Annotated in this window: 13 protein-coding genes and 1 pseudogene; 10 read left to right on the top strand and 4 right to left on the bottom strand. The window is 60.5% G+C overall.

Annotation, left to right across the window (positions count from 1 at the left end):
• The first annotated feature begins 134 nt into the window (after positions 1-134).
• A complete protein-coding gene (gene htpX / locus ROS217_RS12715; protein ID WP_009818166.1) occupies positions 135-995 on the top strand; it encodes a zinc metalloprotease HtpX in 861 nt (286 codons plus the stop codon).
• Positions 996-1318: 323 nt separating this feature from the next.
• Here htpX and ROS217_RS12710 read toward each other — a convergent pair whose 3' ends face one another.
• Positions 1319-2320 (bottom strand): IS30-like element ISRssp4 family transposase, encoded by a 1002-nt coding sequence (locus tag ROS217_RS12710; RefSeq protein ID WP_009817807.1) that lies wholly within the window; start codon positions 2318-2320, stop codon positions 1319-1321.
• Positions 2321-2626: 306 nt separating this feature from the next.
• On the opposite strand from ROS217_RS12710, the gene ROS217_RS12705 reads away from it, so the two are divergent.
• Positions 2627-3256, top strand: a complete 630-nt coding sequence (locus tag ROS217_RS12705) for an AbiU2 domain-containing protein (RefSeq protein WP_009818165.1) — start codon at positions 2627-2629, stop codon at positions 3254-3256.
• Positions 3257-3407: 151 nt separating this feature from the next.
• On the opposite strand, the gene ROS217_RS12700 is transcribed toward ROS217_RS12705, so the two are convergent.
• A complete protein-coding gene (locus tag ROS217_RS12700; protein ID WP_157046595.1) occupies positions 3408-3893 on the bottom strand; it encodes a YHS domain-containing (seleno)protein in 486 nt (161 codons plus the stop codon).
• A 149-nt stretch (positions 3894-4042) separates the two neighbouring features.
• On the opposite strand from ROS217_RS12700, the gene ROS217_RS12695 reads away from it, so the two are divergent.
• From ROS217_RS12695 to ROS217_RS12660, 8 genes are all read left to right on the top strand, one after another.
• Positions 4043-4525: a thioesterase family protein gene (locus tag ROS217_RS12695; protein ID WP_009818163.1), complete on the top strand. Its 483-nt coding sequence runs from the start codon at positions 4043-4045 to the stop codon at positions 4523-4525.
• 8 nt (positions 4526-4533) lie between these two features.
• Entirely contained in the window at positions 4534-5454 is a 921-nt protein-coding gene (locus tag ROS217_RS12690) for a branched-chain amino acid ABC transporter permease (RefSeq protein ID WP_009818162.1), read from the top strand.
• Entirely contained in the window at positions 5451-6434 is a 984-nt protein-coding gene (locus ROS217_RS12685; protein ID WP_009818161.1) for a branched-chain amino acid ABC transporter permease, read from the top strand. The genes ROS217_RS12690 and ROS217_RS12685 overlap by 4 nt, the downstream gene beginning before the upstream one ends.
• On the top strand, positions 6427-7191 hold the full coding sequence (locus ROS217_RS12680) for an ABC transporter ATP-binding protein (RefSeq protein WP_009818160.1): 765 nt from the start codon (positions 6427-6429) through the stop codon (positions 7189-7191). Before ROS217_RS12685 ends, ROS217_RS12680 begins: the two co-directional genes overlap by 8 nt.
• Positions 7188-7877, top strand: coding sequence for an ABC transporter ATP-binding protein (locus tag ROS217_RS12675; protein WP_009818159.1), 690 nt, complete (start codon positions 7188-7190; stop codon positions 7875-7877). The genes ROS217_RS12680 and ROS217_RS12675 overlap by 4 nt, the downstream gene beginning before the upstream one ends.
• A gap of 289 nt (positions 7878-8166) precedes the next feature.
• On the top strand, positions 8167-9126 hold the full coding sequence (locus ROS217_RS12670) for an ABC transporter permease (protein ID WP_009818158.1): 960 nt from the start codon (positions 8167-8169) through the stop codon (positions 9124-9126).
• Positions 9123-9974: an ABC transporter permease gene (locus tag ROS217_RS12665; RefSeq protein WP_009818157.1), complete on the top strand. Its 852-nt coding sequence runs from the start codon at positions 9123-9125 to the stop codon at positions 9972-9974. The genes ROS217_RS12670 and ROS217_RS12665 overlap by 4 nt, the downstream gene beginning before the upstream one ends.
• Position 9975: 1 nt before the next feature.
• Positions 9976-12012 (top strand): ABC transporter ATP-binding protein, encoded by a 2037-nt coding sequence (locus tag ROS217_RS12660; RefSeq protein WP_009818156.1) that lies wholly within the window; start codon positions 9976-9978, stop codon positions 12010-12012.
• Positions 12013-12107: 95 nt separating this feature from the next.
• On the opposite strand, the gene rpoC is transcribed toward ROS217_RS12660, so the two are convergent.
• Together rpoC and rpoB are read right to left on the bottom strand one after the other, a co-directional pair.
• Positions 12108-16355: a DNA-directed RNA polymerase subunit beta' gene (rpoC, locus tag ROS217_RS12655; RefSeq protein WP_009818155.1), complete on the bottom strand. Its 4248-nt coding sequence runs from the start codon at positions 16353-16355 to the stop codon at positions 12108-12110.
• Positions 16356-16453: 98 nt separating this feature from the next.
• Positions 16454-20589: pseudogene (rpoB, locus tag ROS217_RS12650) on the bottom strand (DNA-directed RNA polymerase subunit beta).
• Between the last annotated feature and the right edge of the window lie 61 nt (positions 20590-20650).

Here is a 20650-nt window from a genome sequence, read left to right as displayed (position 1 = left end):
GGACGCATCCTAGCCGCTGGCCCGCGCGGGACCAGCCCCTTTCAACAGCAGGCCCCCCCGGATCCAAGGATCTCCCGCTTGCAAGCCTCCGAGAAACCCCCATATTGCCTCGGTATATCAAGGGGGATGATCCGATGGGCTATCTGCGCACAGGCATTTTGATGGCGGTGATGACCGCGCTCTTTCTGGGCATCGGCGCGCTTTTGGGCGGCATGGGCGGAGCGATGATCGCCTTGGTGTTTGCCTTGGGCATGAACGCCTTTGCGTGGTGGAATTCCGATCGCATGGTGCTGCGCATGCACAACGCGCGCCCCGCCTCGGGGCCGGAAGGCGCGGCGCTCACCCAGATGGTGCATGACATGGCCGATGCCGCCGGCATGCCGCGCCCGGCGGTCTATATTCTCGACAATGATCAGCCCAACGCTTTTGCCACCGGGCGCAACCCCGCCAATTCCGCCGTCGCCGCCACCACCGGCCTCCTGCGCAACCTCAGCCGCGAGGAAATCGCCGCCGTCATGGCGCATGAGCTGGCCCATATCCGCAACCATGACACCACCATCATGACCGTGACCGCCACCTTTGCCGGGGCCATTTCCATGCTGGCCAATTTTGCCATGTTCTTCGGCAGGGGACGCAACAATGGCATGGGGATGATCGGCACGCTGGCGCTGATGATCCTGGCCCCCCTTGCAGCGGGCCTCGTGCAAATGGCGATCAGCCGCTCGCGCGAATACGAGGCCGACCGCATCGGTGCCGATATCTGCGGCAACCCGCTCTGGCTCGCCTCGGCGCTGGAAAAGATCTCAGGCCTCGCAGCCCGCATCGACAATGACGCCGCCGAGCGCAACCCCGCCACGGCGCATATGTTCATTATCAACCCGCTGCACGCCCACGCGCATGACAAGCTCTTCTCCACCCACCCCAACCCCGCCAACCGCATCCGCGCCCTGCGCGAGATGGCAGGAGAGCGCGCCCAAAGGGGGCCTTGGGCGTGAGGGGGAACCCCGGAGTCTTAATCCCAAGACCGCAGTTACGATAGCTGCCACACGCCCCAAATCCCAAAGCGCGGAATCAAGGTGCCGCAGGCACCGCCGCGCAGCGCCCGTCCGCCCCCTCGGGCGGGCGCTTTTGCGACCTCACGCCAAACTGATAATGCAGACGGATTTGGCAAACATAAACTGCCAGCCGATGAGGTTGGAGCGCCCACCCGGCGGACAGGCACTGCGCGGCAGCACCGTGTTTCCTGCATCGTCAACGACAGCGCAGAGTGTGTGAACTCACGCTGAAGCGCAATTTCTGTGGGGTCATTTTATCTGGATCATGGCCCTCCTTCCATCAGTTTTGCCCGGAATACCTCAGCCGGTGTTTGATACCCCAGACACTTGCGTGGGGTCGCGTTGAGGCGGTCACAGATTGACCTCAAATATCGATCTGTGAACGCCGTGGGATCAGCCTTGCGGGACAGGTAGCGGCGCAGGCGATTGTTGGTGTTCTCGACCGTTCCTTTTTGCCACGGCGACTGAGGATCGCAGAACCATGGTTCGACGCCCAGACCATCCTTTAGATGCTGCCATGCGCTGAACTCAGTGCCGCGATCAAAGGTGATGCTGCGACGCGCTTCAGCTGGCAGGGGAGACAGGTTGGCGATCAGGCTCTCCATCACCGGTTTTGACTGGCGATCCGGGTTCTTCAAAACGAGAGCAAACCGGCTGACACGCTCGACCAGAGACGTCACATTGGCTTTGCCAAACTCCTTGCGGAACATCACCAGGTCGCACTCCCAGTGACCGAACTGGTCACGTTCGGCTATCGCTTCAGGGCGGTGCGCGATGGCCAATTCATCAAGGATATGACGCCCATGATGCCTCCGAGTTCCACGTGGCCTGCGGCGATGGCGATGCATGGGTAAGTGGCGGTAGAACTTCTCAGCACGGCCGGCTTTTGAATAGGCATATCGATAGATCGTCTCGTGGCTCACACGCATCGGATGGCGTTCCAGGCGCATACGTCCTGCAATTTGTTCAGGGGACCATCCGGCGTCAAAACCACACCGCACGGCAGCCATGATCTCGGGATATAAGATCAGCTTGCGATGCACCGCACGGCGATCTTCGCTCCGATCCTGCGCGGCCAACGCATGATAGCCGTTCAACTCAGGTTGATCGTCGAAACGGCACGAGTTGCGCTTGATCTCGCGGTAGATTGTCGATGCATCTCTGCACAACCGATCAGCGATCTCTTTGATTGATATCTTCGCTTCAAGCCATTTGGCCAGATTACGCCGTTCGTCGAGGTTCAGGTGAGGGTAGCAGCGTCCCATAAATTAACTCCATGCAATTCAATACCTTGTTAAAGAAATTGCACTTCATTTGTGAATTCACCGTGCAAACCTGCCACAGCGCATAATACCACGACAACGATGCTGCACTACGCACCAAGTTCACCAGTGCGCAGGAAGCGGAGTTTGCAAAGCTTGGCCCGTTTCCCGACAGCGGCCTGTCGTGTAGCCTGCAGCGAAAGCTGAGGTAAGAGCCCTTACTTTCACCCTCAACGTTGCAGCTTGAGGCTTTGTCGTTTTGAATAGCTGAGATTTCTGGTGTTGGATGGACGGAGAAAGGCCGATGTGATGGATGAGTTTGCTGACCTCTATGAGAAGCTCCATAAACAGTGCAGCTACTATTCTCGGCACCTAGGGCATCTGAAAGCACTTATCGAAAACGATGATTGGATGCGGGTCGTGGATGGCTCGATGTCAGGCCGCGCTTTGTTACTCGGAAACACCGAAATAGCGAATGCACTAATTCTGTTCAATACTCGGATGCTTGATACGGGCCGTGATACGATAACAGTCCGCAGGCTGGCTAGGAACGTACCGACTGAGCAAGATATTGAGCGGCATCATGCTGCAAGAATGATCGAAATCGGGATCGAGTATCCTATTGATCGCTATTTCTTGGCTAGAGAACATTTCATTGCAGCTAATCGAGAATTAAGTGGGAACAGCACAAGTTCAAAGTTGAGGTCGTTGAGAGACTACACTTTGGCCCATAACATCGAGCCAGACGCTGAGCCGGAGAGAGCAACACTTAACGATCTCTTGGAGCTAACAGAGGCGGTGACCAATCTAGTGGACTTGGCCGGATACATTGTGACAAGCTCTCGGGGGCGTTATCGAGATTTTTCGGGCCGGTCTGAGAAAGAAACTAGGATGCTGTATGCAGCGCTTCCGACACTCGCGGCTATAGAAAACGAATAGAATTGGAAAGCAGCTAAGTCACGCACCTCAGTCACTCGGCTGCACCAACATCGACGTCCGCTTTGGCCATCTCAGCAGATCGGCTCCATGTCCGCTCCGGGCTGGAATACGTTATAACACGGATTAGACGCGAGGCTCCTGTAAGCCCCCCTCACCCCTCCCCCTTCAACACCTCCGGCCACCTTGCATCCCCCCGCGCAATAAACCCCGGCACGTCCGCTTGCCATTTCGCCTCAATATCATCGTTGAAATTGAGATAGAGCTTGCCCTCCACAATCGCCCAATTGTCGGGTTGGGTGGAATAGAGCTTGCCCTTCTCCGCCACCGCCCAGGCGCAGAACCCGCCGTATTGCGGCGCGTAGCGGTCCGGCTCGGCGGCAAAAGCGTCGCGGTTCTCGGCGCTGGCGAAATGCCAAGTGGCCCCGTTCCACTCAAAACTATGCGCGGCCAGCCCCGCCACCGGGCGCCCCTCGCTGAAATACCCCACCGGATCAGTGCCGCCCAGCGCCACGCCCTCTTGGGCGAACACCGGCACCGCCGCCAGTTCCTCGAACCCGGCCTGCCCCCAGACCAGATAGCCCGCCGCCCCGGCCCCGACCAGAACACCCCCTGCCAAAACCCTACGCCGTGTGATCATCGCGCTCATCCCTTGCTGACCCATCCTCCTGTATAGCTAAGCACACCGCCCTGAAATCCAAATCACGAAACCGCCAGAGGCCCGATCCCATTGCCATTCCCGCCGCAAATCCCCTAAAAGACCCGCAAACCCCAACGCCCGGAGGTCCGATGCCCGACGCCCAGCCCTTCCTCTCCGCTTTCCACCCGGTCGAAGAGGGCTGGATCGACTATAACGGCCATATGAACATGGGCTATTACACCGTGCTCTTTGACCGCTGCGCCGATGAGGCCTTCGAGGAGATGGGCTTTGGGCCAGAGTATCGCGCCACCCGCAACCTCACCACCTTTAGCGCCGAATTCCACATCCGCTATCTGCGCGAGGTGAAATTCGGCGACCAGTTGCGCAGCAGCTTTTATCTGCTCGACCACGATGGCAAACGCTTTCACTTCTTTCAGCAACTCTTTCACAGCGACGGCTGGATCGCCGCCACCGGCGAGGGGCTGACCCTGCATGTCGATCTAAACGGCCCGCGCGTTGTGCCCATGCCCGAGGATGTCGCCGCCCGCGTCGCCGCCATGGCCGAGGCGCATGCCGCCCTGCCCCGCCCCGATGGCATCGGCCGCCGCATCGGCCTCAAGGCCAGGGGCTGACCGCCGCGATGTCCGCCGTCCTGCTCATCGAACAGGCCCTCAACGGGCTGCAATTCGGGGTGATGCTGTTTCTCATGGCGGCCGGGCTCACGCTCATTTTCGGCGTGATGGGGCTGATCAATCTCGCGCATGGCTCGCTCTACATGATCGGCGCCTTTGCGGCGGCTTGGGTGGCGGGGCTGACCGGCTCGTTCCTCTTGGCCCTCGCCGCCAGCCTCGCCGCCGCCGCCGTGGCCGGCGTGCTGATCGAGCTTCTCGTCATCCGCCGCCTCTATGACCGCGACCACCTCGATCAGGTCTTGGCCACATTCGCCCTCATCCTGATCCTGTCCGAGGGCACCCGCTGGGCCTTTGGCTCTTTCCCGCTCTATCTCGACACGCCCGACTGGCTCTCGGGCACGCTGCGCCTGCCGTTTGGCATCGACTATTCGCGCTACCGCCTTGCGATGATCGGCGCAGGGCTGGTGATCGCCGCCGCGCTCTTTGCCATGATCTCGAAAACCCGCCTCGGCATCCGCATTCGCGCAGGCGAGAATGACCGCGAGATGATCGCGGCCCTCGGCGTCAACATCTCGGCGCTCTACACGCTGGTCTTCGCCCTTGGCGCGGCGCTCGCGGGCCTTGCCGGCGCACTGATCGGCGCCATTCAATCGGTGCAGGTGGGCATGGGCGAGCCGGTGCTGATCCTCGCCTTTGTCGTCATCGTGATCGGCGGCATCGGCTCGATCAAAGGGGCCTTTGTCGGCGCGCTCCTCGTGGGGCTGACCGACACATTGGGCCGCGCCCTCCTTCCAACCTTCTTCGCCACCTTCATGGAGCCAGCAGCGGCCAATTCCGTCGGCGCATCTCTCGCCTCGATGGCGATCTATATCCTTATGGCGGGCGTGCTGATCTTTCGCCCCCGTGGCCTCTTCGGAGCCACCGCATGACCCGCGAACGCCTGCTCAACGCCACCCTGATGGCGATCCTCTTGCTCTTTCCCCTCTACGCATGGGCCACAGACGAGCCCTTTCTGATCACCCTCACCACCCGCGCCGTGATCCTCGCCATCGCCGGTGTCGGCCTCAACATCGCGCTCGGCTTTGGCGGGCTGGTGAGTTTTGGCCATGCGCTCTTCTTTGGGCTTGGCGGCTATGCCATGGGCATTCTGGCCTATCACGCCCAGACCTATACGACCCTCACCGATTGGCCCCTCACCCTCCAGGGCACCAAATCCATGCCGGTGATCTGGATCATCGCCACGCTCACCTCGGCCCTCGCCGCCCTTGCCGTGGGCGCGCTGTCCTTGCGCACCACGGGGGTCTATTTCATCATGATCACCCTCGCGTTTTCACAGATGTTCTACTATTTCGCGATTTCCTGGCCCACTTACGGCGGCGAAGATGGCCTCTCGATCTATGTCCGCAACGGCTTTCCGGGTCTCAACACCATGGACCCGATCCAGTTCTTTGCGCTCTGCTACGGCCTTCTGGCGCTGATCCTGTTGTTCACCGCGCGTCTTTCCCGCTCAAACTTTGGCCTCATGCTGGGCGCGGCGCGGCAGAACGAGGCGCGCGTCGCCGCCATAGGTCAACGCCCCTATCGCCTCTATCTCATCGCCTTCACCCTCTCGGGGGCGATCACCGGGCTTGCGGGCGCGCTCTTTGCGGATCTCAACCGCTTTGTCAGCCCGGTGATGTTCTCCTGGCAAACCTCGGGCGAGATCATGGTCTTCGTGATCCTGGGCGGGGTGGGCCGCGTCTTTGGCCCGGTTGCGGGGGCCGCGCTTTTCATCCTGCTCGAACATAGCTTGGGCGGGCTCAGCGAGTATTGGCATATCTACCTCGGGGCCATCCTCCTTGGCACCGTGCTTTTCGCACGCGGCGGTCTCTTTGGACTACTTGCCGGACGGGGGCAGCCGCATGACTGACCCCATTCTCGCCATATCAGGCCTGTCCAAGAGCTTTGGCGCGCTCACCGCCAGCCGCGACATCAGCCTCGATCTGAGGCCGGGCGAGATTCACGCGCTGATCGGCCCCAATGGCGCGGGCAAGTCCACCCTGATTGCACAAATCGCAGGCGCGCTGCGCCCCGATGCAGGCCGCATCCTCTTTGCCGGACAGGACGTGACCGCCCTTGATACGGCGGCGCGCGCGCGGCTTGGCATGGCCCGCACATTCCAGATTTCCGCCCTGCCGATGGACTATACCGTGCTGCAGAACGCCGTGCTTGGCGCGCTCGGCCAACGCGGCGATGTGGTCCGCTTTCTGCGCCCGGTGCTGCGCGATACCGACCTGCGCGCCCGCGCCGAAGCGGCCCTTGATACCGTTGGCCTGCTTGATGCCCGCAACACCCGCTGTGCCGAGCTGTCGCACGGCCAACGTCGCCAACTCGAGGTCGCCATCGCCCTCACCCTGCGCCCCCGCGCTTTCCTCATGGATGAACCGATGGCCGGGCTTGGGGCCGATGGCACCCGCGCGCTGACCACGCTTCTGGACAAATTGCGCGCCGAGGCCCCGATCCTGCTGGTCGAGCATGACATGGATGCGGTCTTTGCCCTCGCCGACCGGATCAGCGTGTTGGTTTACGGCGAGATCATCGCCACCGGCACCGTGGATGAGATCCGCCGCGACCCCGAGGTGCGCAGCGCCTATCTCGGTGACGACATGGACGAGGCCGCGCCATGACGCTTCTGTCCCTCACCCAGATCACCGCCTCTTACGGCGCGAGTCAGGCGCTCTTTGATGTCAATCTCTCTGTCAGCGAGGGCGAGGTTGTCGCCCTGATGGGCCGCAACGGCATGGGCAAATCCACCACCGTCAAGGTGATCTGCCGCCTCCTGCGCCAGAGCGGAGGTGCCGCCACCTTTGCCGGGCGTGACCTCAGCGGTATGCCCGCCCACCGCGCCGCCCGCGCAGGCATCGGTCTTGTCCCCGAGGGGCGGCGCTGCTTTGCCAGCCTCACCGTGCGCGAAAACCTGATCGCCGCCGCCCGCCCCGGCCCTTGGGACATGACCGCCGTCACCCGGCTCTTTCCGCGTCTCGCCGAGCGTCAGGATCAAATCGCCGCCTCCCTCTCAGGCGGCGAACAGCAGATGCTGGCGATTGGCCGGGCACTCATGACCAACCCCCGTCTCCTCATCCTCGACGAGGCGACCGAGGGGTTGGCCCCCGTCGTGCGTCAGGAAATCTGGGCCGCGCTTGCCCGCCTCAAATCCGAAACCGGCATGGCGCTTTTGGTGATCGACAAATCCATCCGCGAACTCGGGCGCGTCGCCGACAGCGCCGTGATCCTTGAAAAGGGGCGCACCGTCTGGCAGGGCGGTTTTACCGACCTGACCCCAGAGATCACCGATCAATACCTCGGCGTCTAACTCGGTATCCCAACGATGGGAATCCCGCGATCTCCGCCCGTTCAATTCCCCTTCACAGCCCATGCGCGAAAATGTGACAGGCCGGTCCAAACGCCTCGATCCATGCTCTGCACCCGCAAAACCACGGAAATTCCAGCCCATCCGATCCTGTGTACATAACCCGTTTACAAAAGGCACAGGATGTACACCGCCCAAGCCCAAGAAACACTCGACGCAGGCACAGGCGCTGGTCTAGGCTGCGCTCAGGCACAGGCAGGGGACCGTGACCTGTTTCAGGGGAACAGGACAGATGTTTTCTATGATTTTCAAGCGGTTGGCGCTTGGACTTGTCACAGTTTGGCTCGTCTCGGTGATCATCTTTCTCGGCGTCGAGGCCTTGCCCGGCGACGCCTGCACCGCCATTCTCGAACGCGACGCCCACGGCGAAGCTCTGGAAAAATGCCGTGAAATCATGGGGTTAAACAGTCCCGCCCTCAGCCGCTACCTGTCTTGGGCCGGCTCCGCCCTACAGGGTGACTTCGGTCTGTCCGCCAATGGTAAGGATAGCATCACCGACCTCGTCGGCTACCGCGTTCGCAACTCCTTTCTCTTGGCCGCAGGGGCGCTAAGTGTCGGAATTCCCTTGTCTATTTTTCTTGGAACGGTCGCCGGGCTGCGCCGTGACACGTGGATAGACCTGCTTTTTTCCACCGGCGCGATCTTTGCCATGACCATCCCCGAATTCGTCGCCGCCACCCTTTTGATCCTGATCTTCGCCATCTGGCTGGGATGGGTTCCGGCTATTGTCCTGACCCCTGCTGACGCGCAACCCCTTGAATTCTTTCCTGAATTCATCCTCGCGGCGGTGGTTTTGACGATGCTCATGGTGGCTCATATCATGCGCATGGTGCGCTCGTCGGTGATCGACGCCATGGCCAGCGACTATGTTCAAATGGCCACCCTCAAAGGCGTTCCCTACTGGCAAATCGTCTTTCGTCATGCCCTTCCCAACGCCCTCCTGCCCGCCATCAACATCATCGCCCTGACCGTTGCTTGGCTCTTGGGTGGGGTAGTCGTAGTCGAAGTTGTCTTTAATTATCCGGGGCTTGGCCGGTTGTTGGTGGATGCCATTTCGGGCCGCGACCTGCCTGTCGTGCAGGCAATCACCATGATCGTAGCCGCGACCTACGTCGCCATCAACCTCCTCGCCGACATCCTCAGCCTCGCCCTCAACCCCCGCCTGCGCAGCCACCGCATGAGGCAGGGATGACCCGAACTGCCGCCATCGTGCGCAACATGATTGCGCGCCCGTCCGGGGCAATCGGGCTGACGCTGGTCGTCTGTCACCTTCTATTAGCGCTCGTCAGCCCTTGGATAGTTCCCTTTGATTACAAAGAGATGAACGCGCTCCAGACCCTTTCTGGCCCCTCCTCCGAGCATTGGCTGGGCACAGATCATCTCGGTCGAGATGTTCTGACCCGCATGCTCTTGGGCGGTCGCGAGGCTCTCTTGGTCACCGGCATCGCCACCCCGATCGCCATGATCTGGGGCGGCCTTCTGGGCGTCTACCTCGGCCTGCGCGGTGGCTGGACGGACGAGGTCGCCATGCGCCTCGTCGATGCCTTCCTCGCCCTGCCCGGCATCTTGCCCCTCTTGGTGCTCATCACCGTCTTTGGCAGCGGCGGCGAGGTCTTAATGCCTACATTGGCGTTTTTCTTTGGGATACCCGTGATCCGCGTCGCCCGCGCCGCCGCGCATGAGGTGGTGGCCCGCGATTTCATTTCTGCCGCCCGCGCGCGTGGACATCGACGCTTAGACATCGTGCGCCGCGAACTTTTGCCGAATGTGGCCGATGCTCTGCTGGTTGAAGGTGCGATGCGGTGGTCCTGGATGCTCCTGGGCTTCTCCGCCCTGTCATTTCTCGGCTTTGGGGTCGCCCCTCCACACCCCGACTGGGGGCTGATGGTTTCGGACGCGCGAGTCTATATGTCGTTGGCCCCGTGGGGCGTAATCGCACCAGTTGTGGCCCTCTCCAGCCTGATCATTGGCATCAACCTGACCGCAGACGCTCTTGCGAAAACTCTTGGCCTCGATCAGAGCCGCAAGGCGGTGGTGTGACATGGCCAGCCCCCCCCTGATCGACATTCGCAAACTTTGTATCGGGTTCCGGGGCCGCTCCGGGGCGCTCCTTCCGGTCTTACATGACGTCGATCTGACCGTTTGCCGCGGCGAAAGTATTGGCATCGTCGGCGAAAGCGGCTCGGGCAAAAGCACCTTGGCCCTTGCAGCCATGGGCTATCTCAAACACGGGCTGCAGAAAATTTCAGGTGAGGTGATCTATGACGGGGCGGATATGTTCGCTCGTACATCTCACGACTTGTCCAATATTCGGGGCGGTCAGCTTGGCCTCATTCCTCAAAACTCAGGCCAAGCCTTGACCCCGACCCTACGCATCGGGCGACAGATTCACGAGGCATTGCGGCTGCACTGCTCCATGCCGACAAGTTCTCATGCCGAGCGCGCCATGGATCTGTTGACTCAAGTCCGGCTGCCAGACCCCAAAGCAATTCTGCACCGCTATCCGCATGAATTATCTGGCGGTCAGCAACAGCGCGTGGCCATTGCCATGGCCCTCGCCGGTGAGCCGGATGCGCTAATGCTGGATGAGCCCACCACGGGCCTCGACGTCACCACACAGGCACATATCCTTGAATTGCTGAGAGAATTAGCTGCTTCGCGCAACATGGCCATGGTCTATGTCAGCCACGACCTTGGGGTTATCGCGCGGGTCTGCGACCGGGTGCAGGTGCTTTATGCCGGGGAAACCGTCCTGTCGGGGCCCACGCGCGAGGTGCTCAGACATCCCGGTCACCCCTATGCGCGCGGACTTTTGGCGTCAATCCCACGGCTGGGCGACCGCACCCTGCCCCGCGCTCTTGAAGGGCGACCGCCAGGTCCAGACGGCCCCCGTGACGGATGTGCCTTTGCGCCGCGTTGCGGAATGGCGACCAAGGAATGCACCACTACGCACCCACCAATGATCACAGGCATGGCCCGACAGATGACCCGCTGTCTTTACCCGATGCAGGTGGCGGGGTCTGATCTCGGCGGTGCAGGAGCAGTGCTCAGCTGTTGCGCGGCCGATAGCCCATCTGTGCTGCGACTTGACGAGGTGGCAGTCCGCTATGACCAACCCGGTATCCTGGCCGCACTCAGAGGCGCGCCGCGCCCCCCGTCCACCGTCGACGGCATCACTCTGGACCTGACACGCGGCGAGACTTTGGGGCTTGTCGGGGAGTCCGGAAGCGGAAAGTCCACTATTCTCAAGACAATCGCGGGCCTGCTGCCGCCTGCCAAGGGGCGCATCACTCTCGGCGATGGCACGGACCTCAGCCCGACCGTTGAACAGCGCCGCCCGGATCACCTACGCCGCATCCAGATGATCTTCCAGAACCCGGACGACAGTCTCAACCCACGCCAGTCAATAGGCGAGATACTCGCCCAACCTCTACGCCTCTATTTCGGACTCAGAGAGCGCGCCCTGCGGGACCGTGCTGTCGAGTTGCTCGACACAGTGCGGTTGGGGTCACATTATCTCGACCGCCGACCGGGACAGCTTTCAGGTGGTGAGAAACAGCGCGTGGCTGTGGCACGCGCCTTTGCCGCCGGGCCGGAAATCGTCCTGTGCGACGAGATCACATCGGCGCTCGACGTCTCCGTGCAAGCGGCGGTTCTGGAGTTGCTCAACGATCTCAAGGGATTACATGGCACCGCTTTCATCTTTGTCAGCCATGACTTGACGGTCGTGCGCGCATTGTCAGACCGGGTCGCCGTCCTCTATCAGGGACGGCTCTGCGAAATTGGGCCCGCCGCGGCAGTCTATGCACACCCCTCACATCCTTATACAGAGGCGCTTTTGGGCGCGGTGTTGGAGCCTGATCCAGATCAAACGCCAAACCTATTGGCAGAGGATTTCGCAGACCTCTCGCCGCCCGCCCGCGGTTGTCCGTTCCAGCGACGTTGTCCGGTCAAGCGCGGAGCGCTTTGCGAGACCGACACACCGCCTGCGCAAGAGGCCGGAGATGGGCATGTGATCCGCTGCCATATTCCGCTTGCCGAGTTGCGCGTTTCAACCACGCAGGCCCCGAAATCTTGAAGGGAGTTCGTCCTGTTTTCATTCCCTAAAACCGGACCTCACCACGAAAAAGCCCGGCCAAAAGGCCGGGCTTTTCCTCATCTTATCTGCGATCCTTATTGATCGCGGCTCTCGGGCGTCTCGACGAGATTGTCGAACTCGTCCCCACCAACCACGTCATTCTCGATCACGGGCGCAGCCAGAGCAGCGGCGGCTGCCGCCTCTTCCTGACGGGCCTCGATCACGATGCTGTCGCGAGCCAGAGCGATGCGGCGCATATCCTGCGTCGCTCCGCCCGTACCCGCCGGGATCAGACGACCAACGATGACGTTCTCCTTGAGACCGACCAGCTTGTCACGCTTGCCCTGAACAGAGGCTTCGGTGAGCACGCGGGTGGTTTCCTGGAAAGACGCCGCCGAGATGAACGAGCGAGTCTGCAACGACGCTTTGGTGATACCCAAGAGGATCGGCTCGCCCGTTGCCGGACGTCCGCCCTTGGCCTCAGCCTTGGCGTTGGCTTCGTCGAACTCGATCTTGTCGACATGCTCACCCTTGAGCAAAGTGGTATCGCCCGAGTCCTGGATTTCCCACTTCTGGAGCATCTGACGCACGATGACTTCAATGTGCTTGTCGTTGATCTTCACGCCCTGCAGGCGGTAAACCTCCTGCACCTCGTCGATCATGTAGTTGGCAAGCGCTTCGACGCCCATGATGGCGAGAATGTCATGCGGCGCGGGATTGCCGTCCATGATATAATCGCCCTTCTGAACGTAATCGCCTTCCTGCACGGGGATGTGCTTGCCCTTCGGCACCATGTATTCCACAGGCTCGAGGCTCTCGTCGGTGGGTTCGATCGTGATACGGCGCTTGTTCTTGTAGTCGCGCCCGTAGCGGACATACCCGTCGATTTCCGCGATGATGGCGTGATCCTTGGGGCGGCGCGCCTCAAAGAGTTCGGCCACACGCGGCAGACCACCGGTGATGTCCTTGGTCTTGCCACCCTCGCGCGGGATACGCGCGATCACGTCGCCGGCTTGCACCTGCTGACCTTCTTCGATCGAGAGGATGGCATCCACTGACATAGGATAGGTCACCGGATTGCCCGCATCGTTGCGCATAGGCTCGCCGTCCTCGCCCACGATGAACACCTCAGGCTTGAGCTCGTTGCCGCGCGGTGCCGCACGCCAGTCGGTCACGATCTTCTGGGTCATGCCGGTGGCATCGTCGGTCACGTCCTTGACCGAAACACCCGAGGTCAGGTCCACAAACTTTGCAGTACCCGATTTCTCGGCCAGGATCGGCAAGGTGTAGGGATCCCACTCGAACAGCTTCTGCCCGCGCGTGACCTTGCCCCCCTCCTTGACGAAGATCTTGGTGCCATAGCCGACCTTGTGACTGGCCAGTTCAACCCCCTTGTCTCCAATGATCCGGAGCTTCATGTTCCGGCCCATGACAAGGGTCTCTCCGTTGGAGTTCTCCAGAGTCTGCGGCTGATCATAGGTGACCGTGCCCTCTTGGCTCGCCTCGAGGAAGGACTGCTGCCCACCCTGCGCCACGCCACCGATGTGGAAGGTCCGCATCGTGAGCTGAGTGCCTGGCTCACCAATCGACTGGGCGGCGATGATACCGACCGCTTCGCCGATGTTGACCATGGTGCCGCGCGCAAGATCGCGACCATAGCACATCGCGCAGACGCCATCTTCGGCCTCACAGGTCAGCGGCGAACGCAGACGCACAGTCTGCACAGCCGCTTCTTCCAGCGAATCCGCCATACGCTCGTCAATCAACTGGCCACGCGCGATCAACACTGCATCGCTGATCGGATCAACGATATCCTCGGCCGCGACGCGACCAAGACAACGCTCTGCCAGCGATGCGACGACTTCACCATCATTCACCGCAGCCTCGACCGTGACCGCACGCTCGGTGCCGCAATCATGCTCGCGTACGATGCAATCCTGCGCCACATCCACGAGACGCCGGGTCAGATACCCCGAGTTCGCGGTTTTCAGAGCGGTATCCGACAGACCCTTACGGGCGCCGTGGGTCGAGTTGAAGTATTCAAGAACGGTCAGACCTTCCTTGAAGTTCGAGATGATCGGCGTCTCGATGATGTCGCCGTTCGGCTTGGCCATCAGGCCGCGCATGCCGCCCAGCTGTTTCATCTGCGTGACCGAGCCCCGCGCGCCCGAATGCGCCATCATGTAGACGCTGTTGGGTTCGCGCACGGCACCATTCTCGTCGCGCACTTCCGCCGAGATGGTCGTCATCATCGCTTCGGTGACCTGATCATTACACTTTGACCAGGCATCAACGACCTTGTTGTACTTCTCACCTTGGGTGATCAGGCCGTCCATGTACTGCTGTTCAAAGCCTTTGACCTGACCGCGCGTTTCTTCGACGATGGGCCACTTGCTGTCGGGAATGACCATGTCGTCCTTGCCAAAGGAAATCCCGGCCTTGAACGCCTCACGGAAGCCGAGGGTCATGATCTGGTCGCAGAAAATGACGCTCTCTTTCTGACCGCAATAGCGATAGACCGTGTCGATCACCTGCTGCACTTCCTTCTTGCGCAGGAGACGGTTGACCAGACTGAAAGGTGCCTTGGCGTTCTGCGGCAGAAGAGCGCCCAGACGGGCGCGGCCCGGTGTGGTGACGACCCGCACCATGACCTCGTTGCCATGCTCGTCGATCTGAGGAACCCGAACGGTGACCTTGGCATGCAGATGGACTTCGCCTGCATCGAGCGCATGCTGCACCTCGCCCAAGGACGAGAACACCATGTCTTCACCCTTCATACCGTCCCGCTGCAGCGTGACGTAATAGAGGCCAAGGATCATGTCCTGCGACGGAACGATGATCGGCGCGCCGTTGGCGGGCGACAGGACGTTGTTGGTGGACATCATCAACACACGCGCTTCCAACTGGGCCTCAAGGCTCAGCGGAACGTGTACGGCCATCTGGTCGCCGTCAAAGTCGGCGTTGAAGGCCGAACAGACCAGCGGATGCAGCTGGATCGCCTTGCCCTCGATCAGCACCGGCTCGAACGCCTGAATGCCCAAGCGGTGCAAGGTCGGTGCCCGGTTGAGCATCACGGGATGTTCGCGGATGACCTCATCCAGAATGTCCCAAACCTCGGGACGCTCTTTCTCTACCAGTTTCTTGGCCTGTTTGACCGTCGAAGAGAGGCCCTTAGCCTCAAGCCGTGAGTAGATAAACGGCTTGAACAGCTCGAGCGCCATCTTCTTGGGTAGACCGCACTGATGCAGTTTGAGCTCCGGACCAGTCACGATCACCGAACGACCCGAGAAGTCGACCCGCTTGCCCAAAAGGTTCTGGCGGAAGCGGCCCTGCTTGCCCTTGAGCATGTCCGAGAGCGATTTCAGCGGACGCTTGTTGGCCCCGGTGATGACCCGACCACGACGACCGTTGTCAAACAGCGCGTCGACCGATTCCTGCAACATCCGCTTTTCGTTACGCACGATGATATCGGGCGCGCGCAGCTCGATCAGCCGCTTGAGACGGTTGTTGCGGTTGATGACGCGACGATAGAGGTCGTTGAGATCCGAGGTGGCAAAACGGCCCCCGTCCAGCGGCACCAGCGGGCGCAGTTCTGGCGGAATGACCGGAATCACCGTCATTACCATCCATTCCGGGCGGTTGCCGGATTCGATAAAGGACTCAACCACCTTGAGGCGCTTGATGATCTTCTTGGGCTTCAGCTCGCCGGTGGCTTCCTTGAGATCGGCGCGCAGTTGCTCCGCCTCATTCTCAAGGTCGATGTTCTGGAGCATCTCGCGGATCGCTTCAGCGCCGATATTGGCGGTAAAGGCGTCCATGCCATAGGCATCCTGCGCATCCATGAACTCTTCTTCGGTCAGCATCTGGCCATAGGTCAGATCGGTCAGACCGGGTTCGATGACGACGTAGTTCTCGAAATAGAGCACACGCTCCAGATCGCGCAGCGTCATATCCAGCATGAGACCGATGCGCGAGGGCAGCGATTTCAGGAACCAGATATGGGCACAGGGTGCGGCCAATTCGATATGGCCCATACGCTCGCGCCGGACCTTTTGCAGCGTCACCTCGACACCGCATTTCTCGCAGACAACGCCGCGATACTTCATGCGCTTGTATTTGCCGCAGAGGCATTCGTAATCCTTGATCGGGCCAAAGATCCGCGCGCAGAAAAGACCGTCACGCTCGGGCTTGAACGTGCGATAGTTGATGGTTTCTGGCTTCTTGATCTCGCCATAGGACCAGCTGAGGATACGCTCCGGGCTGGCAAGGCTGACCTTGATTTCGTCGAACACCTTGGCCGGGGCCACAGGGTTGAACGGGTTGTTTGTCAGTTCCTGGTTCATTTTCAAATCCTTAAAGACTGGCGGTGGAAGGCGGTGAAACGCCGTTCTCTTGACGAGAAAACGGACCGGACCCTGTGAAAGGGTCCGGTGCGCGGCGCTTACTCATCTTCCTCCGCATCCAGGAGTTCCATGTTGAGGCCAAGGCCTCGGACCTCTTTGACGAGCACGTTGAACGATTCCGGGATACCGGCCTCGAAATTGTCCTCGCCCTTGACGATGCTCTCATAGACCTTGGTCCGGCCCGCCACGTCATCCGACTTGACCGTCAGCATCTCTTGCAGGGTGTAGGCGGCACCATAGGCCTCAAGTGCCCAGACCTCCATTTCCCCGAACCGCTGGCCGCCGAACTGGGCTTTACCGCCCAGAGGCTGCTGCGTGACAAGGCTGTACGGCCCGGTCGAGCGTGCGTGGATCTGTCATCGACAAGGTGATGCAGTTTGAGCAGATACTTGATGCCCACAGTCACAGGACGCGAGAATTGCTCGCCCGAGCGCCCGTCAAACAGCACCGACTGGCCGCTCGTGTCAAACCCGGCACGCCGCAGCGCGTCGTTGACATCGGCCTCTTTCGCCCCGTCAAACACCGGGGTGGCAATCGGCACACCGTTGGTGACGGTGCTGGCAGACTCGACCAGCGTGGTCTCATCCATGCCCTCGATCCCTTCGGCATAGACATCATCGCCATACGCAATGCGCATCGCCTCACGCACAGGAGTCAGATCGCCAGAACGGCGATATTCCTGCAGCGCTTCGTCGATCTTGAGACCAAGAGAGCGTGCAGCCCAGCCCATATGCGTCTCGAGGATTTGCCCCACGTTCATACGCGACGGCACGCCCAAAGGATTGAGACAGATATCGACCGGCGTGCCGTCCGCGAGGAATGGCATGTCCTCGATCGGGATCACCTTGGAGACCACACCCTTGTTGCCGTGACGACCGGCCATCTTGTCACCCGGCTGGAGCTTGCGCTTGACCGCGATAAAGACCTTGACCATCTTCATCACGCCCGGCGGCAGATCGTCGCCACGGCGCACCTTCTCGACCTTGTCCTCGAACCGTGCATCCAGCGTGCGCTTTTGCGCCTCGTACTGATCATGCAGCGCTTCGACGATCTTGGCATCGGCCTCATCCTTGAGGGCAAGCTGCCACCATTGGCCTTTGGTCAGGGTCGAGAGCAACTCTTCGGTGATGTCCGAGTTGGCCTTGACGCCCTTGGGGCCTTTGACGGCCATCTTGCCGAGGATGAGAGTGCGCAGACGAGCGTAGATGTTGCGATCCAGGATCGCCAGCTCGTCGTCACGGTCGCGCGCCAGACGCTCGACTTCTTCCCGCTCGATCTGAAGCGCGCGCTCGTCCTTTTCAACGCCGTGGCGATTGAACACACGCACCTCAACGACCGTGCCATAGTCACCCGGCTTGACGCGCAACGAGGTATCGCGCACGTCGCTGGCCTTTTCGCCAAAGATGGCGCGGAGGAGCTTTTCCTCCGGCGTCATCGGGCTTTCGCCCTTGGGGGTGATCTTGCCCACAAGGATATCGCCCGGCTCGACGTCTGCGCCGATATAAACGATGCCCGCCTCGTCGAGGTTGCGCAGAGCTTCCTCACCGACGTTGGGGATATCGCGCGTGATCTCTTCCGGCCCCAGTTTGGTATCGCGGGCGGCAACTTCGAATTCCTCGATGTGGATCGAGGTAAAGACGTCATCGCGCACGATGCGCTCGGAGATCAGGATTGAGTCTTCGTAATTATAGCCGTTCCACGGCATGAAGGCCGTGATCACGTTCTTGCCAAGCGCCAGTTCGCCCATATCGGTACAGGGACCATCGGCGATGACCTCGCCCTTGAGCACGGTATCGCCCACTTTGACCAGCGGTTGCTGATTGATGCAGCTATTCTGGTTCGAGCGCTGGAACTTGCGCATGCGGTAGATATCGACACCTGGATCCCCAATCTGAAGATCCTCTGTGGCGCGAACCACGATCCGCTGCGCATCGACTTGGTCGATCACACCGGCACGTTTGGCCATAATCGCAGCACCCGAGTCGCGGGCCACGACGCCCTCGATCCCGGTTCCCACAAGCGGAGCCTCGGCGCGCAGCGTCGGCACCGCCTGACGCTGCATGTTCGACCCCATCAATGCACGGTTCGCGTCGTCATTCTCAAGAAAGGGAATGAGCGAGGCCGCAACCGACACAAGCTGCTTGGGACTAACGTCGATCAGGTCCACGCTCTCGCGCGGCGCGAGCATGTATTCGCCCGACTGACGGGTCGAGACCAGATCGTTGACGAACCGTCCACCCTCGTCGAGGTTGGCGTTGGCCTGTGCCACGGTGTGACGCATTTCCTCGGTGGCGGACATGTATTGCACTTCGTCCGTCACCTGACCGTCGATCACCTTGCGGTAGGGTGTTTCGATAAAGCCATACTTGTTGACCCGCGCAAAAGTGGCGAGGCTGTTGATCAGACCGATGTTCGGCCCTTCCGGCGTCTCAATCGGGCACATGCGACCGTAGTGGGTCGGGTGCACGTCGCGCACCTCAAAGCCCGCGCGCTCGCGTGTCAGACCGCCCGGCCCGAGCGCCGAAAGACGGCGCTTGTGGGTGACTTCCGACAGCGGGTTGGTCTGGTCCATGAACTGCGACAGCTGCGAGGACCCAAAGAATTCACGCACAGCGGCAGCGGCTGGCTTGGCGTTGATCAGATCCTGCGGCATCACCGTGTCGATCTCGACCGAGGACATACGCTCTTTGATCGCGCGTTCCATCCGCAACAGACCCACACGATACTGGTTCTCCATCAATTCGCCAACCGAACGCACCCGGCGATTGCCAAGGTGATCGATGTCATCAATGTCACCCTTGCCATCGCGCAGCTCAACCAGAGCCTTGATGCAGGCCACGATATCGTCGCGGTCCAACGTGCGCTGCGTGTCAGGTTTGTTGAGGTTCAGACGCATGTTCATCTTGACCCGGCCAACGGCCGAGAGATCATAACGCTCCGAGTCAAAGAACAGCGTGTCGAACAGAGCCGCCGACGCCTCTTCGGTGGGGGGCTCGCCCGGGCGCATGACGCGGTAGATGTCCATGAGCGCGCTTTCGCGGTTCATGTTCTTGTCCGCTGCCATGGTGTTGCGGATATAGGCACCCACGTTGATACCATCAATATCCAGCACCGGAATGTCGGTGATCCCGGCATCCAGAAGATCCTGCAGCGTACCGCCAGAAATCTCGCCAGCCTTGTCATATTCCAGCGTCAGCTCGTCACCCGCCTCGACATAGATCGCGCCGGTTTCCTCGTCGATGATGTCACGCGCCACGAATTTGCCGACAATATGCTCGAACGGAACCAGCAATTCCGAAACCGTGCCCTCATCAATCAACTGCTTGACGGCACGCGGGGTGATTTTCTTGCTCGCTTCAAAAATCACTTCGCCGGTCTTGGCGTCGATCAGATCATAGGTCGGACGGGTGCCACGAACCCGCTCAGGGAAGAATTTGGTGACCCAACCCTTCTTCTTTTTCAGCTTGAAATCGACCGTATCATAATAGGCATTCATGATGCCTTCTTGATCCAGACCAAGCGAGTAGAGCAGCGTCGTCACCGGCAGTTTGCGACGGCGGTCGATCCGCGCGAACACAATATCCTTGGCGTCGAATTCGAAATCGAGCCAAGAGCCGCGATAGGGAATGATCCGGCAGGTAAAGAGCAGTTTGCCCGAAGAGTGGGTCTTGCCCTTGTCGTGGTCAAAGAACACGCCGGGGCTGCGGTGCATCTGGGATACGATCACCCGCTCTGTGCCGTTCACGACAAAGGTGCCATTCGGTGTCATCAGGGGCATGTCGCCCATGAACACGTCTTGCTCCTTGATGTCTTTGACAGATTTCGCGCCGGTATCCTCGTCAATATCAAACACGATCAGACGCAGCTTGACCTTGAGAGGCGCGGCATAGGTCATGTCGCGCTGCATGCATTCCTCAACGTCGTACTTCGGCTTTTCAAGCTCGTAGCTGACGAATTCCAGCACGCTGGTCTCGTTGAAATCCTTGATCGGAAAGACTGATTGGAACACGCCTTTGATCCCCTCACCGTCCTGCGGTTGGGGCTGATCACCGGATTTCAGGAACAGGTCATACGAGGATTTCTGCACCTCGATGAGGTTCGGCATCTCCAACACTTCGCGGATTTTGCCATAATATTTGCGCAAACGTTTCTGGCCAAGATAGCTTTGAGCCATGGTCGATGTCACCTTTCATTTCTCACCGGTCGCGCGTGCTGTTGGGGCTCAGCACCGCGTC

The organism is Roseovarius sp. 217 (assembly GCF_000152845.1).
Classification (GTDB): Bacteria; Pseudomonadota; Alphaproteobacteria; order Rhodobacterales; family Rhodobacteraceae; genus Roseovarius.
Note: the sequence above shows the minus strand (reverse complement) of the source record. Positions and strands in the feature narration are given on the sequence as shown.